The sequence below is a fragment of the Bacillus sp. FSL K6-3176 genome, from assembly GCF_038003325.1.
Lineage (GTDB): Bacteria > Bacillota > Bacilli > Bacillales > Bacillaceae > Bacillus > Bacillus altitudinis.
Window position 1 is genome coordinate 2,378,113 of the sequence record NZ_JBBOOX010000001.1, and the last position, 16,627, is coordinate 2,394,739.

Here is a 16,627-nt window from a genome sequence, read left to right on the forward strand (position 1 = left end):
AACGACTCAATAGAAGGAGACTCTGTTCTCCTTCTATTTAAATTTTTGTGCAGGTGAGAAGATGTTATATCCATTATTATCACTACTTCTATCCATTAGACTGGAGCAACAGTATTCTAATATCGCTCAGTTCGTTATACGAAAAATTCCATTTCTCAAGTCGTTTTCTTCAAAACAGTACATATTTTTTTCTTGTATTCTTGATATCATATTCGGATGCATGATTGTATTCGTGATTTCTTCATTTCTTTACTCCCCCGTCTATCAAATAGAATGGGAAAGTGCTTTTGTGATGTTTTTATTTTTATTTTCTATCGTCAAAGGAATTGAATCTTATAGAAGAACTCATCTTCTTCCTTTTAAAGAATTGATACAGCTAGCACCTGTTTCCTCTAGACAACTTTTTCAAACGCTTCTGTTTTCTGAATTGATTTGGCTTGTGTTTACGAGTTTGAGCACTTATTTGATCTATTTTTTGTTTCAATATGATATTGTTCAAACACACGATCTGGCATTCTGGTTAAAACATGTCAATGTGATGCTGACAAGTATCTTCCTATTTATCATCAGCAATAAGATATTCGGTGCTTATATCTATAACATCGTCGTGAAAAAAATCGGGGCTATTCGTGTCCTCTTTTTTGCAAGCATCGCTTTGCTTTTTTTCTTTTTCGGAAGGGTTCTCATATTAAACATCATGTTCCCTTTTTATCACACCTTCCAGCAACTATTTCAATCGATCTCATCGCTTGCAGAGGATTCGTTTTGGATCACTCTTTCAAACAAGCTGATCTCTTTATATCAACATGATCTTCAGCAAATGCATCATGCTTTATTTTCAGATGGCTCTGTTTTTCTACAATTTCAAGCCCTTTTTAATTCACCTATTACATTGATTGTTGTGATACTAGGTAGTGCGCTTGTCATGAGAAGTCCTGTTCGATGGATTCCAACGGAAAAAGATCAAGACCAAAGCTCAAAGCATTTTCGGGATTTATTTTATTGGTACTTTCAAGTACTGCATAAAATTCAGGGTTTGTTGTTTAGACAAAATGTGTTGATTCAAAAAGACATCAAGCTGCTGAAAGAAAAAAGGTGGCTCTTATCTAAAGAATTTTTTAATTATATGTTCATGTCATATGAAGCCTTCTTTTATATTGGTGTTTTTACCGGATTGATCTCGATCATCGATCATCAAGCCTTGCAAATTCAGCTGCTATTCACACTCAATATTATGATACTAGCAAATCAATCTTATGAGATGAGAATGCTGACACCTTCTATTTTTGCTTTAAGTGCTGAAAAAAAGAACATTTGGCTTTACGAGCTTTCTCAAATATCTCTTTTGCAATTTTTCTTATCAAAAATCCAGTTATTTTATTGTTTATTTTCCATACCAGCACTCTGTTTACTATTCATTAATCTTTCTATTATGACTGTGTATCAACTGTTTCATGTTCAGATGCTCATTCAACTGGTGGTATTAGGGATTGGCTTTTTCATTTTTCCTTTGATTCAGCTTTACCTGTTTCCATTCACAACGAAATTCAATTTTATTCATGAGCATGAAATAGGGACAACAAATGAGGAATTAGAGATCATCGATAAAGGTCAGGCATTTGCCAGAAACTTTCTTGTGCTGCCTTTTATGTACTATTTAATTTTGACCTCTTTTCTCCCTATATTGCAGCAATCCTCAGGGCTCGTAAACGTGCTGTTCGCTATATATTTTGTGATCGTTTCAGTGATTTGCTGGATATTATGCCGCAAGACCATTTATAAAGGAATTGAGTATGTTGAAAAAAATAAGATATTTTCTATCGGAGAATAGATTGATTCTACGTCTCGGCTATTTTTACGCCGGTGTATTTATTGCAGCTTTGCTCATTGGATGCCTCCTTCCTTATGATCAGATTCCTTATTTAAAAAAGGATGAAGACATGTTTTTTCTCTCTATTTTTTCAAATAATTTACAGGTTGGGCTTGCCATTCTAGGTATCGGGGCTTTTACTGGCGGCATTATGTCTGCTGGCATTCTTTTTTATAATGGCTATATCATCGGAAAACTCATTCAGTTTCTGATAGCCCATCATGAAGTGCCGCAGTTATTCACTGGCCTCATGCCGCATGCTTTTGTTGAAATTCTTGGTTTGATCCTCTTTTCAATCGTCAGTGCTTTTCCATTCATTTATCTTTACCGGTTTATGAAAGGTAAGGCCATTGATGTAAGAAAGCTGACTCGGACTGTGGTTCAGTTAATCTTTTCCGCTGTAGTGCTCTTGTTGATTGCCTCTCTTTTAGAGGAATATGTCAGCCATGTACATCTATCTTAGAAGAAAGGAGAATGTGGTTCTATGGAGCTACTTCTACGCCCTAAACAATTTTTCAACCAACATCAATCGACCAAAACCGTTATAGGTTTAGTCTTACTATCTTTATTTGTTTCAACTGTTTTTTTAACATTTTTCATTATTGATTTGTTAGTAGAGGAACCATTATCTGCGGGAAAACAATTAGCCAGCATTGTGTTTATCTTTTTACTGACAATCCCACTTTATTTCATATTGAATTTTCTCGGTACTGTCGTGACTTCTATTTATATGTACTTTTTTCATAAAACGTTTATTTTGCGCAAAATGTATTTTGTCATCTTGCTTTATAATGCGTTTCTTCTATTAGTGAATAGCGCAGCAATCTATTGTGTGATGGTACTCGATTTAGATCATTATTTTATCTTCATCCAAACGGTTTCTTTTTTGATCAACTTGTACCTTTTACGCATCCTATATGATGGGATCATTTATTATGCTAAAGGATCAAAAAAAGCCGCCCTTGCGACCGTCATCTTGTATATGCTGGTGACCACTGTTTTTGTTATTGGAGGATTTATCAATGGCTAGTTTGCAAGTGTCTCAGCTATCTTTTCGTTATGAAACAACTGAAGAAAGCTCTCCCCTCCTTGATCAAGTATCCTTTCATCTGAAAGAAGGTGATCGTGCTTGTATTATCGGGAAAAACGGCAGCGGTAAATCGACACTTTTAAAGATCATCGCAGGTCTGCTTCCTTCAGTATCCGAAACGGTTTTACTCAATGAACAGCATCATCCTGGGTCAGCTCTTTTTAAAGGGTTGGTCGCGTACATTCCAGATAAGCCTTTGGTTTATGATGCGCTGACTGGTATCGAGCATATGACTCTTATACAGTCGCTATGGAAAATGAATCAGTCAGAAAAAGAGGTATACAAAAAGACCTTTCTCTCGCTTTGTGATGCATTTGATTTAACTCATGCACTTAAGATGCCTGTCAAACAATATTCACTAGGCATGAGATATAAGCTTTTCTTTAATTGTATGGCGGCCAGATCACCAGAGCTAATCATTCTTGATGAACCTTTTACATCTCTTGATGAGGCATCTCAAATGCAGTCTATTTCTTTATTAAAAGAAGAATTCTCTGATCAATGTGTTTTATTTACAAGCCATCAGCGCTACCTTTATTCAGAATTAGGAAATCGTTTTTTCGAGCTTGATCACGGACAACTAAATGAAATAGAGCGTTGAACATACAAAAGGCATCCCATCACAGGATGCCTCACTTCTTTTTACCATTAGACTACCACTTACAGCGTTTGACCGGGCGGCAGCAAGGATTCTTGATATCACTGCCACAGTCATATTCTTCCACAATATACTCATTTCGAGTAGATTGCGTCACAGGGTAGTAGTTTTCAATTCTTTTGATGTTTTTATTGACGTTTGTGATATGAGTTGGATGAATTTTTCTGATCGTTTGTACATTTGTTGTCGTGTTGACAATTTGACGTGTAGGGGATACAACCGTTTCAACTTCTCCATGATTCCCTCTGCGAGGCCCAAAGAAAAAATTGTCTAATCGATTCCGGCTCATCTCAACACCCCTTCAAGTTGTCTTTCACTTACACTCTATCGTATGTCAGAGGCACGATTAGTGATTAGATGCTTGTCTATTTTTGATAAAATCCGCTGGTGATCTAGTAGTCTCACCCTTTACAATAGGACAATTTTAACATATTATACAAATGATCTCTTGTGAAGGAAAGGACATTCATTGATGAAAACAAGACATAAGCTTTTTTCATTTTTCATTCTGCTTGTCGTGATGATCACCCTTCCCTTGCTGTCGCCTATGGTTTTTACAAATGCGACTGAAAGAGGAGCGATACGGCATGCCATTTATCAAGAAGGCTACCCTTACCAAAGCTATTTTGCTATTTTGCAAAAAAAGGACGATGTAGACCCTCAATATGGTCAGCTGTATGATGTGTATTGGCAGGCTTGGAAAAGTGAGACGGGAATGACGCCTTCCGTCTGTTATTCAAAAAAGGTAGAAGACCATGAATATAAGGTAAGCTGCGGAACTGCACCGTAACATTTTTCAATAACTTTAAAATAAGAGGTGAACGATTTGATCAACACAACACAAACCATCGAACGAAACAAACTGGACATTGCACTTGAACTGACGCAATTGCATTTGAATCGATATGAAGCAAATCATCCTGATCAGCTGAGTGAAATTTATGCGAAATATTATGCGCTTCTTGAAGTGCTGGACGTATCCTCACCTGATCAATTAATGGATTTACTGCCAGATGAACTGAAACAAATACTTGATTAAAAAAGCCATCTATCCACACAGGATAGATGGTTTCTTTTAGACTCGTGCAGCCATATCGGTTTCGATTTGTTCTAAGCTTCTTCCTTTTGTTTCGACTAATACAAAGCGGGTGAACAACAGGCCAATTAAGCAGATGACCCCAAATGAGGAGAAAATGACGCCAAAGCTGAATTGGTCAGCCAAGATTGGGAACACAAGGCCAACTGCTAATGATCCCGTCCAGTTAAAAGCAGAGGAAATGCCCGCTCCAATACCCCTGACAGAAAGTGGGAAAATTTCACCAATGATAATCCATGTGATCGGTGCCCATGAGAAGGCATAGCACAAAATAAAGCAGCAAAGTGAAATCAATGTGACCCAGTTTAATATGCCTTCACTCACTCCGAGCGCACCTAATGCCGCTGGTGCAAAGAAAGACAGGGCCATCCCCGTTCCCCCAACTGTGAGAATCGTTCGGCGGTCGAACCGGTCGACGAATTGTAAAAAGATCACGGTCGTCACAACAAATATGACACCAACAATGACGGTAAAACCTGCGGCAACTTGCGGAGCAAGACCTACATTTCTTGCGATACTCGTTGCATAATACACAATGGAGTTCGCCCCCTGTATTTGCTGGAGTGTCGCCATTCCGACCCCAATAAAGAGAGCCATTCGGAATTTCTTTTGAAATAATTCACGAATGCCTGAGCGTTCTTCTTTTGCCACTTCTAAAATTTCTTGCATTTCTGCTTCAATCTCTTCACGAGATGAACGAAGTGATCCTAATACTTCACGTGCCTTATGAGCCATTCCGTGTTTAATTAAATATCTTGGAGATTCAGGAAGTTTCAGCATGCCAATATAAAGCACGATCGCAAATAAAGCAGCACTTCCCAGCATCCAGCGCCAGCTGTCTGGAATTGGTTCAAACACAAATGCGACGATATAGCTAAGCAATAATCCACTCACAATCATCAGCTGATTCAGGCCAGACAATTTCCCGCGAATTTTGGCCGGAGCGATTTCAGACATGTAAGCAGGCACGAGCGATGAGGCTGTCCCTACAGCTGTTCCTAAGAAAATCCGGGCAATGGTTAATGAGATTTCTTCTGGTGCAATGGCTGAGCCAAGCGCACCGACAAAAAAGATAATCGATGACACCAAAATGAGCTTTCTGCGGCCAAACTTATCCCCCATCAGACCGCTTAAAATGGAACCAATGATCGCCCCGCCCATTAATGAAGAAACGACGATGCCAAGCCATAACGGGCTGAGCTGAAATTCTTCCTGAATGTGCCCTTCTGCCCCTGCGATAATACCAATATCATATCCAAATAAGATACCTGCAAAGGACCCGAAAAAGAAGATAAATTTACTTGATACTTTTTTCTCCAAGTGGATGACCCCCCTCACTTAATAAACCGCTTTCATTTCTCCCTGCCATTCTACCGTTCACAGTAGAATGCATTTCACCCTTCTTTATAAAACCACATATTCTGCATTCACAAGCTTTGCAAAATGAACAATTTGATCAACTGTTAAATTGAGAGATACGACTGTATGATGACCTCCGCCGTGCTTAATCCATGCTTTGATGCCATCTTGAAAGTTCGGTTTGATTTTCCAGAGGACTCGTGCCACCGGTAAATGAGGTGCTGCTTCCTGCGGCTCAAAGGCTTCTACTTCTTGAATCAACCATTTGAAATGTGTTCCAAAATCAGCAATGGAGACAACAACGCCCTCGCCTGCTTTTCCATCAAACACAAGACGTGCTGGGTCTTCCCTGTTTCCAATGCCTAGCGGAGACACGACAATGACAGGTTTTGTATGTGCAAGCGCAGGATCTACTTCTAGCATATGAGATTGCAGCACTGCTTCCTGACCAGCAGTCATTTCATATGTGTAATCTTCCATAAAACCAGTCGATTGATGATGGCTCATCACCTTTAATAAACGATCCAGTGCGGCGGTTTTCCAATCCCCTTCACCCGCAAAGCCATATCCCTTTGCCATCAGTCGCTGAACGGCTAAACCCGGAAGCTGCTTCATACCATGTAAATCTTCAAAGTTTGTCGTAAAGGCATTGTAGCCGCCTTCATCTAAAAAACGCTTGATGGCAATTTCATATCGTGCCTGCACTTTCACACTTTGTTCCCATTCTTCCGCCGAATAGCTCCCATAATCCACGTCATATAACGTTAAGTACTCAGCAAACAGAGCATTAACTTCTGCTTCTTCCACAGCATTTACATAGTTCACAAGATCGCCAATTCCAAAGTAATCAACGGTCCATCCCAGCTGGATCTGCGCTTCAATTTTATCTCCTTCTGTCACAGCAACGTGGCGCATATTGTCACCAAACCGAGCCACTTTAATGTGGAAGCTCTCATGATAGGCAGCCGCAACGTCCATCCAATCAGCGATTTGCTGCTTCACCTCCTGCTTCGACCAATGACCTGCAACGATTTGGTTTTGCTTATTTAAACGTGCATTGATATAGCCATACTCTCTGTCTCCATGTGCCGATTGATGGAGATTCATATAGTCCATATCAATCGTGTCCCACGGAATGTTTTCATAGTATTGCGTGACGAGATGCAAAAGAGGCTTTTGCAAAAGAGACGTACCACGTATCCACATTTTTGCTGGAGAAAACGTATGCATCCAAGTCATCACACCGATGACCTCATCACGATAGTTGACCTCTTTCATCAGCTGTGTGATTTGATCCGCACTAACCGCCAGTTCCTGCAGAATAATTGGATAAGGCAGCAAACCGCTCTCATTTAAGGCATCTGTTATCTTTTGCGCATCTGCCATCACTTGCTTCAGTGCCTCGTCCCCATATAAGTGCTGTGACCCGACGACAAACCAACATTCTTTCTTCTGACTTGTTAACATAGAAATCCCTCTTTTCTTTATCTTGAAGGTTTTTGTCCGTAATACGCATGTGTTCCATGTTTTCTCAAATAATGTTTATCTAAAATCACCTGCGGAAGAGGCTCCGCATATTCGTTCAATTGCTTTGCAAACAGGTTCATTTTCGCTACTTCATCTAAAATGACACTGTTCGTTACCGCACTTTTTGCATCTTTTCCCCACGTAAATGGACCATGACCTTGTAGCAAAATACCAGGTACCGCCATGACATCTATCTGTCTTTTCTCAAACGTTTCAATGATCAAGTGTCCTGTTTCCACCTCATACCCGCGATTCACCTCTTCTTCTGTGAGAAATCGAGCGCACGGAACAGGTCCGTAAAATGTATCGGCATGTGTTGTGCCCATTGCTGGTAAATCAAGTCCAGCTTGCGCCCATACCGTTGCCCACATTGAATGGCTATGTGAAATGCCGCCAATTTCCTCAAAGTGTTTGTAAAGAACAGCATGTGTGGCAGTATCGGAAGAAGGATTGAATTCTCCCTCGACCACTTGACCGTCAAAATCGACCACGATCATGTCTTTTGCTGATAATTTGTCATACGCTATGCCGCTTGGCTTAATGACAAACAGTCCACTGTCACGATCGCACGCACTGACATTGCCCCATGTAAATTTCACAAGTCCGTACTTTGGTAGATCTAGATTCGCTTGAAACACTTCTTCTTTTAACCGCTCTAACATACAGGTGCCGCTCCTTTCTGTGGCGTCAAATGTTCTACTGCCGCTTTTTCTATCGGGAGTCCTACTTGATAGCGCTTTATAAATTCCTCAAAACCTTTAACATCCAGTGGATCAGGATCAATAAGCTCTTCTAATGTATGGGCAAATACTTGATGCTTGAGGAAATGGCTCAGTGTTTGCTGCTGGTGATTGAGCATATATGAAGCAAGGACCGCCATCCCAAACGCACCGCCTTCTCCAGCAGTTGATACGACGGATACAGGTGTCCCGAGTGCAGCAGCGACCATTTTTTGCCCAACTATGGGTGTTTTAAATAAACCGCCATGTCCTAGTAAGCGATCAATCTTGACTTGTTCATGTGCTTTTAAACGATCCATCCCAATTTTCATTGCGCCAAATGCAGAGAAGAGATGCGTCCGAATGAAATTAGCAAGGGTAAACCGGCTTTGAGGAGATCTAACAAAAAGAGGTCTTCCTTCTTTTAGTCTCGTAATATTTTCACCAGAATAATAGCCATAGCTTAAAAGCCCGCCCCCATCATGATCTGCTTCTAAAGCTTGATTTAATAGGGTTTCGTACATTCTTTCTGTTTCAACTGGCTGACCCATTGCTTCAAACGCTTCTCTGAATAGATTCATCCAAGCGTTGAGGTCACTTGTACAATTGTTGGCATGAACCATCGCGACTGGTAGGCCATCTGGTGTCGTGACAAGATCCACTTCTGGGTACACACCTTTTAGATGATGCTCTAACACAATCATGGCAAATACAGATGTCCCAACTGAAATATTCCCAGTTCTCTTTTCCACACTGTTTGTTGCGACCATCCCTGTTCCAGCATCACCCTCTGGCGGGCAAAAAGGGATACCTGGCTGCAACTGTTTGCCTTGGTCTAAAATCGCTGCTCCAGCTGCTGTTAACACACCAGCTTCTTCGCCTGCTAAATAGATGCGCGGCAAAAGATGACGAAGCTTCCACGGATAGCCTTTTTCTGCAATCAATGCTTCAAATTGATGAAGCATCACTTCGTTGTAATCCTTCGTTTTTTCATCAATGGGGAACATTCCCGACGCATCGCCAATTCCGATGGCCTGCTTCCCTGTTAGCAGCCAGTGAATGTAGCCGGACAACGTGGTCACATACTCTAACCGGGACAGATGTTTTTCCTCTCCTAATATCGCTTGATATAAGTGAGCGATGCTCCATCTTTCTGGAATATGAAATTGGAATACATCTGTTAGCTTTTGACTCGCCTCGGTCGTTGTTCCATTCCGCCACGTTCGAAACGGAACGAGGACTTCTCCTGTATGATGACAGGCGACATAGCCATGCATCATCGCAGATATCCCGATGGAGCCAATGGTTTGAATCGTCACCCCATACAATTGTGCAGCCTGTTCTTTCATTTGACGGTATGCCACTTGAAGACCTGTAATGATCTCAATTAAGTTGTACGTCCATATTCCTTCTTGAAGAGAACTTTCCCATTCAAATGCACCTTGCACAATTGGCTGAAACTCTTCATCTATTAAAATCGCTTTAATTCGTGTGGAACCAAATTCAATGCCCAAAGATGTCCTGCCTTCTCTAATGGCTTTGGCCGTCTTTTCACGATTCATTTTGTTCACCTCCAAGATGATAGCGGTTTCAAATATCTTTTTCGTTTGATTCACCTTTACCTGTGCACAAAAATAATATAATATTTGTACGTACATATGTCAATAATAAATATATTTGTACATACACAATTAGACAAAAACTTTCATGTTCTCTAAGGATTAGACGGTAGACACTGCAAGCGCCTGTTTTTGATTGAGCAACCATGTTAAAATATGTCCATACAAGTTCTTCTCAACCCGAGTAGAGGATCAACTGTGAAAGAAGTGAAACGATGAAAAAGAAGTACCAGATCATTATAGATGATATAAAAAGCAAAATACTGACAGGGGATTACCGGATCGGGGAGCGTATTCCAACCGAATCAAGCTTACAAGAGATGTATCAAGTAAGCCGGCATACGGTGCGAAAAGCCATCTTAGAATTATCGAGTGAAGGTTTTTTACGAAGCGAAAAAGGCTCAGGCACATTTGTCACCAATCAATATCAAACAAAACCTGCTGGACATGCTCATATGAAAACGATTGGCGTCATCACCACATACATATCCGATTACATTTTCCCGTCGATCATTCGGGGCATCGAAAGCCGATTAAATGAAGAGAACTATTCTTTGTTACTGGCGAGTACAAATAACGATGTGGAGCAAGAGAAAAAAGCGCTTGAAATGATGCTGTCCTTTGGTGTGGACGGATTAATTGTCGAACCGACAAAAAGCAATTTATATAATCCAAACATTTCGTACTACCTATCCTTTAAAGAGCAGGATGTCCCGCTTATTATGATCAATGCCTACTATGAGCAGTTAGAGGTCCCCTTCCTTTGTTTGGATGATGTAAAGTCCAGCTATTTAGCGACAAAGGAGCTGATCACCTCTGGGCATCAGCACATTGGACTGATTTCAAAAACAGATGATTTACAAGGAAAATATCGAATGAAGGGCTATATTCAGGCACTTGGTGAAGCGAAGCTCAATTTCCTACCAGAGCATGTTCTTTTTTTCGATACAGAATCGAAGCAGTATTTAGGGGATCATATCAAAACCTTTTTACAAGCGCACCAGCATGAGCTAACCGCCCTTGTTTGCTATAACGATGAAGTCGGGTTAGAAGTAGCAAATGTATGTAGTGAAATAGGTTTATCTATTCCAGATGATCTTTCCATTATTGGACAGGATAACTCGTATATTGCCCAAAAAAATGCCCATGTGAAACTGACAACGCTGACACACCCTCAAGAGCAAATGGGACGAGATGCGGCAGACTGGATGATTAAAAAAGTACAAGGGAAAAAGAATCTCCCTGATCAAACATTTTATGAGCCTGAACTCGTTCCTGGTGAAACGATTAAAGAGCTAAACGTAAGAAAAAATGAGCCCTCTTCATAGAAGGCTCATTTGACTTTAGGCTCCTGTTCAAGCATATTCATCACATCATAGGCAATTCGGTCGGGAGAATCTTGTGTGATACGATTGCGATAGTTAGACAAGACGACCACTCCTGTTTTTGAATGCGGGCGGAAGCCCATGAAGCTGGAGAAACCAGAAGTTGCACCATTATGGCAAATCAATCCCGTATCATCTATGACCCACCCGAGTCCCATTGACATGTTTTTCCCTATCTTCACCTTTGGCTCGTGGGTCATTTTCCATGGAGAAGCGGCGTCTGCACTCATGTGTGCAGAGAGAAATGAAAGCAAATCAGTGACCGTCGAACGAATCGCACCAGCCCCTTGATAGTCATGCATCTGAAGCGGAGGAACCTCTTTTCCATTCTCTTGATGACCGAGGATCATCTTCTCTTGGACATCCTCCTTGATCGTAATAAAGGTGTTCGATAGTTTCAGCTCATCCACGATATATTCAGTCAGCAGCTCTTCATATGTTTTGTGAAGAGACCATCCCATGATCAACCCGAGGAGTCCCATCCCTACATTGGAGTAACGAGATGGGTATTCTTTTCGCTCATTCCATTTTTTCGAGTGTAACAATTTCATTAATTCATCAAGGGAGTATTGACAGTACATATCTCTTCTCACTTTTGGAAGGAACCTTAGTTGTAAATCTCTGAGAAAACGATATGAAGGAAGTCCAGACGTATGGATTGCCAGCTGTTCTATTTGAATGGGGTGATTCTTTCTTATTTCAGGACAATACAGTGAAATGGAATCGTCTAGCTTCATCTGCCCTTTTTGAATCATGCTTGCCAATATACTTGTCGTAAAGACTTTTGAAATAGAGCCGATTTCAAAAATGACCTCCTCAGGCTGGACGCGCTGCCGTATGGGGTGATCTCCGAAATGAAAAACGTGTCTTTCTCCTTGATGAATCAGTCCGATCACAAGCAGTGCCTGTTTCTTTTTCTCCGTATAAGAAGAGGCAATTCGCTGTACTTCTTGTTTGAGCATCATCAATGGATCATCATCCTTCCCCTTCATTTTGATCTACAATCAATTGATCAAGCTTTGTATAAATGGATGTCAATGTGTTGATCTCTTCGAGGCTTAATTTTGAATAGTATTTTTCAATGATCGCAAGTTCTATCTTTCTCATATTCTCCAAGTACGTCTTTGCCTTTTCAGAAAGTTCAACGTGCAATTCCCGACGATTTTGCGGGTTGATGCTGCGGCGAACCCATTCTTTTTTTTCAAGCGTGTTTAACAACTGGCTCACAGCACTTTGGGTGATGCCTAGTTGCTGAGCAATTTGAATAGGTGAGCTTCCCCCTTTTCGCTCTACGAAATCAAGGACAATGTGCTGCTTATCAGTTAACTCATCTACAAATAACTCTTCAAACTCTAATCGGAGCTTTTGATGGATGCGCGCTTCGATTTGGTTTAATTCTTGAATCATCGTTGTTTTGGATGTCACTGTCATCACCTTCATAATTAAGATAACTTAAGTATAAAGGTGTATTAATTATTAATCAACAAAAATCCCTATCTTTTATCAAAGATAGGGAAAATGCCGATTATAATTCTTCTTTTGGCGAGGGCACTGCACATACGCCATCTGCACATGCTTCTTCAAATGAAGCATCAGCCGCTTTCTCCGTTTGCGCTGCCTCTTCTGTCCAAGCCGTTTCAAGTGCACGAAGGAACGTATCTGCTGGCTGTGCACCAGCAACCGAATATTGATCATTGATCACGAAAAAAGGCACAGCAGAAATCCCGAGCTGTCTTGCCTCTTTTTCGTCTTCTCGCACATCGTCTGCAAATTCTTGCCCGTCTAGAACCTTCTGTACTTCGTTCTGATCAAGACCTGCTTTTTCTGCGATATCTAAAAGGGTTTGACGATCACCAACATGCTTTCCATCTGTAAAATACGCTTGAAACAGCTCTCCCATGACGAGATCGCCTTTTCCCATTTTTCCAGCATATTGTGCGAGCTGGTGGGCATCAAAGGTGTTTGTCAAAACGAGTGGATCGAATTGAAAATCGATTCCTTTCTCCTTGCCCGCCTGTTTCACCTGTTCATTCATCGCGATGGCCCGGCTGCGGCTCATGCCATATTTTTTGACAAGCATATCATGCACATCATAATTCACTGCAACAGGTGCATGCGGATCAAGCTCAAAGCTTTTAAACTCTACTTCTACCTGTTCTTTATGAGGGAATTGCTCAAGCGCTGTTTCCAACTGTTTTTTTCCTATATAACAAAAAGGACAGGCGATATCTGACCAAATTTGCACTTTCATCTTCATCTTCCTTCCGTTGCTTACGTTTTTTCTTTTGAGATGTAACTATTATAGTTACATCTTATCCTATATGTCAAGTGATCCTTCTTTTTAAGTACCATGTATTAAAAAAACCTTTCCTTCAAAAAAGGAAAGGTTTTCATCACGGCTATTCTAAGTTCGCATGGTGACCGTACATTTTATGGGTGTCGAGCTTTTTCATTTCCATCAATCTCAAGATGACCGCATCGTACATAAGAAGCAAAGTTTGCTCAAATAATGAGCCCATCGGCTGAATCGTATGATGATTTCCTTCATGTTGATCCTTTGGCGCACCTGAAAGTAAGATGACTTCATCCGATAGATCAGCTATAGGTGACTCAGCTGAAAGTGTGAACGCCGCGACGCTTCCGCCAATCGCCCTTGCCTTTTTCGCGAGCACAAGCAGCGTCTCTGTTCGGCCAGAACCGCTCCCTACAATCAATAAATCCTCAGATGTAAAAGCAGGCGTATTCGTTTCACCGATCACATAAGCTTCGACACCAATATGCGTGAGTCTCATCGCAAACGATTTCCCCATCAAACCAGACCTGCCAGCCCCTGCGACGAAGACCTTTCGAGCCGCTAAAATGCTTTTGACAAGCTGCTCTGATTGTTCGTCTTGAATAGCGGGCGAGTGCTCAGAAAGCTCGCTTAGAATGGCTCTCACATAGTCACTTATTTTCATGATTGTGCAATCAACTGCTTCATTTGCGCAGCCACTTCTGCTTTATTGTCTTGAGCCGCAATACCGCCGCCGACAATAATCAAATCTGGATTTAATTTGACGACTTCAGGTAACGTATCAAGCTTAATACCGCCTGCAATCGCTGTTTTTGCCTGTTTGACCACTTGTTTAATGGTCATGAGATCCGCAAATGAGTTTTGACCAACCGCTTGCAGGTCATAGCCTGTGTGCACGCAAATATAATCTACCCCAAGCTCATCCAGCTCTTTCGCACGGCCGGCGATATCTTTGATCCCAATCATATCGACTAAAATTTGTTTCCCTCTTGCTTTTGCTTCTTTTACCGCTCCTTGAATGGACATATCTTCTGCCGCCGCAAGAATGGTGACGATATCCGCTCCAGCTTCAGATGCCTGCTGCACTTCATAACCGGCAGCATCCATAATTTTAAGATCCGCCAGCACACGTAAATTCGGAAACGCCTGTTTGACTTCTTTTACAGCACGAAGCCCTTCGTTGATCACAACAGGTGTCCCAATTTCCACCACATCAATAGACGCTTCTACTTCTTTGATCAGCTCGATCGCTTCTGGTATATTCACTAAATCTAACGCTAATTGTAATTTCATCTACCTTCACTCCTGTTTCATCATGTCATCTTCAAGAGCTCCGCGGATGATGCATCTTGAATCTTTCTTGCATGAAACGAGTATAACAACAGGAATGGCGCAATCCTAGTACGCACTTTTTTTTTACATACTATACTTTTTCGCATATGGGCACAAAAAAGATACTGTCTTTCGACCAGTATCTCAGCGTGTAGACAAACCCTCGCATTCGGTGTCAGCCCTGCGTGCTAGTGCTCACGAATGTGACATTCGCTCCGCGCCAGTACTCGTCTTTCCTAGACTGCAAAGGTTTTCTATCACGCTGAAAGGAAGACAAAGGGCTAAAATCAATTCATTTTAGCCCTTTGTCAACAATCTGAGATACTGTCTCTCGTTCAGTATCTATTTGTAGGTATTTCTATTTATCGTCCTTTAAAAAATTGCTGTCGAGATATTGTTTGCCCCAATCATACATCGCCTCTAAAATTGGCATTAAGCTTTCTCCGAGTTCTGTGAGAGAATACTCAACCTTTGGCGGAACGACGGGATAAACTTCCCGGTGCACAATGTGATCTTCCTCTAATTCTCTTAGCTGATTGACAAGCATTCTTTGCGTAATCCCAGGCATTAACGACTTTAACTCACCAAACCGTTTTGTCCCTTCTCTCCCAAGGTGCCATAAGATCAGCATTTTCCACTTCCCGCCGATAATATTCAGCGTCAGCTCTTTTTCGCAATTGAACACTTTATTTTCCATTCTTGATGACAACAATATACACTCCTTTTAATACAAACCGTTTATCCTATATCATATACTGCGGCAAAATGGATTGCCCTAACATACAGTCTTTGTTACTGATTTTGTTTTTTGACGAAAGCCATCACAGCCTTTGTCATCTCTTGCGCTTCTTTTGGCGCTCTGTCAGATCCAAACCATTTATTTAAATCACTGTGGCTCAGCGAATGGACCCGAAAGACAAACTTAGAACCTTTATCATGATTCAGTTTTTCTGCAAATCGGTACACCTCAGGATTTTCCCAGCCAGTAACCAAATAGACAGGAGGTACATTCTTTTGATTCATATAAGTGACAGGTGATGCATTTGTCCAATTCTCCTCTTGTTTGCCAAAGACTTTTTTGTACGATGGGATAGCTTGTATAAATTGATTGAGGTTTAACGGTCCGTCTAGAACAACAATGGAATTGATCGTTTTTGGCGACAGCCCCACATGTTTTAAGTAGGTCGAATCTGTGGCAACCAGCGCCGTCAAATGACCACCCGCTGAGTGACCCATGACATTGATTTTTGACGAATCGATTTGATATTCATCTGCATGATCCTTGACCCATTTAATAGCGCTTGCCGTATCATCTGCCATCTGCTCGTAGTTGGCATCAGGGTGAAGCCTGTAATTCATTGAAACAAACACATACCCTTGCCCCGTAAAATAATCAGCTTTTGAAGCGACTCTATTCTTATCGCCGCCCGACCAGCCGCCGCCATGGAGATAGATCATGACTGGATGCTTCTTCTTTTTGTCTTCATCTTTTCCCTTTGGCATATATATATCCAGTGTTTGCTGTTTGTTTTGTGTGTCTGCATAATGGATGTTTGTCGTCGGCTTAGGCTGGTTTAAACGGAACACAAAGAATGCGCATCCCAATAAGCCAGCGATGACCGCCGCAAATAAGAGCCATTTCATGATTCGATTCAATGTCATTGCACCTTTCTATGTTG

The 16,627-nt window shown here is 41.3% G+C and carries 19 protein-coding genes; 7 read left to right on the forward strand and 12 right to left on the reverse strand.

Annotated elements, in window-relative coordinates:
• The first annotated feature begins 292 nt into the window (after window positions 1-292).
• The 4 genes from MHB38_RS12385 to MHB38_RS12400 are packed head-to-tail and all read left to right on the forward strand — an operon-like array spanning window position 293 to window position 3,561.
• Window positions 293-1,831 carry a hypothetical protein gene (locus MHB38_RS12385; RefSeq protein ID WP_341003534.1) on the forward strand — a complete coding sequence of 513 codons (1,539 nt, stop codon included), beginning with the start codon at window positions 293-295 and terminating at the stop codon, window positions 1,829-1,831.
• A gap of 1 nt (window position 1,832) precedes the next feature.
• Window positions 1,833-2,333: a stage II sporulation protein M gene (locus tag MHB38_RS12390; RefSeq protein ID WP_019743196.1), complete on the forward strand. Its 501-nt coding sequence runs from the start codon at window positions 1,833-1,835 to the stop codon at window positions 2,331-2,333.
• Window positions 2,334-2,354: 21 nt separating this feature from the next.
• A complete protein-coding gene (locus tag MHB38_RS12395) occupies window positions 2,355-2,900 on the forward strand; it encodes a hypothetical protein (RefSeq protein ID WP_017367654.1) in 546 nt (181 codons plus the stop codon).
• On the forward strand, window positions 2,893-3,561 hold the full coding sequence (locus MHB38_RS12400) for an ABC transporter ATP-binding protein (protein WP_017367655.1): 669 nt from the start codon (window positions 2,893-2,895) through the stop codon (window positions 3,559-3,561). Before MHB38_RS12395 ends, MHB38_RS12400 begins: the two co-directional genes overlap by 8 nt.
• A gap of 52 nt (window positions 3,562-3,613) precedes the next feature.
• On the opposite strand, the gene MHB38_RS12405 is transcribed toward MHB38_RS12400, so the two are convergent.
• A complete protein-coding gene (locus MHB38_RS12405) occupies window positions 3,614-3,907 on the reverse strand; it encodes a CotD family spore coat protein (RefSeq protein WP_017358055.1) in 294 nt (97 codons plus the stop codon).
• A 183-nt stretch (window positions 3,908-4,090) separates the two neighbouring features.
• Between MHB38_RS12405 and MHB38_RS12410 the strand changes: the two genes are divergently transcribed.
• Both MHB38_RS12410 and MHB38_RS12415 read left to right on the forward strand, forming a co-directional pair.
• Complete coding sequence (locus tag MHB38_RS12410; RefSeq protein ID WP_025207665.1) at window positions 4,091-4,408, forward strand: hypothetical protein; 318 nt, start codon at window positions 4,091-4,093, stop codon at window positions 4,406-4,408.
• Between the two features lie 27 nt (window positions 4,409-4,435).
• Window positions 4,436-4,657, forward strand: coding sequence for a hypothetical protein (locus MHB38_RS12415; RefSeq protein WP_223255645.1), 222 nt, complete (start codon window positions 4,436-4,438; stop codon window positions 4,655-4,657).
• A gap of 36 nt (window positions 4,658-4,693) precedes the next feature.
• Here MHB38_RS12415 and MHB38_RS12420 read toward each other — a convergent pair whose 3' ends face one another.
• The 4 genes from MHB38_RS12420 to MHB38_RS12435 form a co-directional block, all read right to left on the reverse strand.
• Window positions 4,694-6,034 carry a sugar porter family MFS transporter gene (locus tag MHB38_RS12420; protein WP_007501378.1) on the reverse strand — a complete coding sequence of 447 codons (1,341 nt, stop codon included), beginning with the start codon at window positions 6,032-6,034 and terminating at the stop codon, window positions 4,694-4,696.
• Between the two features lie 84 nt (window positions 6,035-6,118).
• Complete coding sequence (araA, locus tag MHB38_RS12425; protein ID WP_236809972.1) at window positions 6,119-7,540, reverse strand: L-arabinose isomerase; 1,422 nt, start codon at window positions 7,538-7,540, stop codon at window positions 6,119-6,121.
• 17 nt (window positions 7,541-7,557) lie between these two features.
• Window positions 7,558-8,262, reverse strand: a complete 705-nt coding sequence (locus MHB38_RS12430) for an L-ribulose-5-phosphate 4-epimerase (protein ID WP_076822276.1) — start codon at window positions 8,260-8,262, stop codon at window positions 7,558-7,560.
• Window positions 8,256-9,881, reverse strand: coding sequence for a xylulokinase (locus MHB38_RS12435; RefSeq protein ID WP_202734334.1), 1,626 nt, complete (start codon window positions 9,879-9,881; stop codon window positions 8,256-8,258). The genes MHB38_RS12430 and MHB38_RS12435 overlap by 7 nt, the downstream gene beginning before the upstream one ends.
• 272 nt (window positions 9,882-10,153) lie before the next feature.
• Between MHB38_RS12435 and MHB38_RS12440 the strand changes: the two genes are divergently transcribed.
• On the forward strand, window positions 10,154-11,266 hold the full coding sequence (locus tag MHB38_RS12440) for a GntR family transcriptional regulator (RefSeq protein ID WP_048003282.1): 1,113 nt from the start codon (window positions 10,154-10,156) through the stop codon (window positions 11,264-11,266).
• Between the two features lie 5 nt (window positions 11,267-11,271).
• Here the strand turns inward: MHB38_RS12440 and MHB38_RS12445 are convergent, their stop codons facing one another.
• The 7 genes from MHB38_RS12445 to MHB38_RS12475 all read right to left on the reverse strand — a co-directional run bounded on the left by MHB38_RS12445 (window position 11,272) and on the right by MHB38_RS12475 (window position 16,610).
• The gene (locus tag MHB38_RS12445) at window positions 11,272-12,288 is read right to left on the reverse strand and encodes a serine hydrolase domain-containing protein (protein WP_186365186.1); all 1,017 of its coding nucleotides are present in this window, start codon (window positions 12,286-12,288) and stop codon (window positions 11,272-11,274) included.
• A gap of 10 nt (window positions 12,289-12,298) precedes the next feature.
• Window positions 12,299-12,754 (reverse strand): MarR family winged helix-turn-helix transcriptional regulator, encoded by a 456-nt coding sequence (locus MHB38_RS12450; RefSeq protein WP_202394234.1) that lies wholly within the window; start codon window positions 12,752-12,754, stop codon window positions 12,299-12,301.
• A 94-nt stretch (window positions 12,755-12,848) separates the two neighbouring features.
• Window positions 12,849-13,574: a DsbA family oxidoreductase gene (locus MHB38_RS12455; RefSeq protein ID WP_202734333.1), complete on the reverse strand. Its 726-nt coding sequence runs from the start codon at window positions 13,572-13,574 to the stop codon at window positions 12,849-12,851.
• A gap of 148 nt (window positions 13,575-13,722) precedes the next feature.
• Window positions 13,723-14,280, reverse strand: a complete 558-nt coding sequence (gene hxlB / locus MHB38_RS12460; RefSeq protein ID WP_202734332.1) for a 6-phospho-3-hexuloisomerase — start codon at window positions 14,278-14,280, stop codon at window positions 13,723-13,725.
• Entirely contained in the window at window positions 14,277-14,909 is a 633-nt protein-coding gene (gene hxlA, locus MHB38_RS12465; RefSeq protein ID WP_007501390.1) for a 3-hexulose-6-phosphate synthase, read from the reverse strand. The genes hxlB and hxlA overlap by 4 nt, the downstream gene beginning before the upstream one ends.
• 397 nt (window positions 14,910-15,306) lie before the next feature.
• Entirely contained in the window at window positions 15,307-15,645 is a 339-nt protein-coding gene (locus MHB38_RS12470) for a winged helix-turn-helix transcriptional regulator (RefSeq protein WP_034646559.1), read from the reverse strand.
• 95 nt (window positions 15,646-15,740) lie between these two features.
• Complete coding sequence (locus MHB38_RS12475) at window positions 15,741-16,610, reverse strand: alpha/beta hydrolase (RefSeq protein ID WP_341003548.1); 870 nt, start codon at window positions 16,608-16,610, stop codon at window positions 15,741-15,743.
• Window positions 16,611-16,627: the final 17 nt, after the last annotated feature.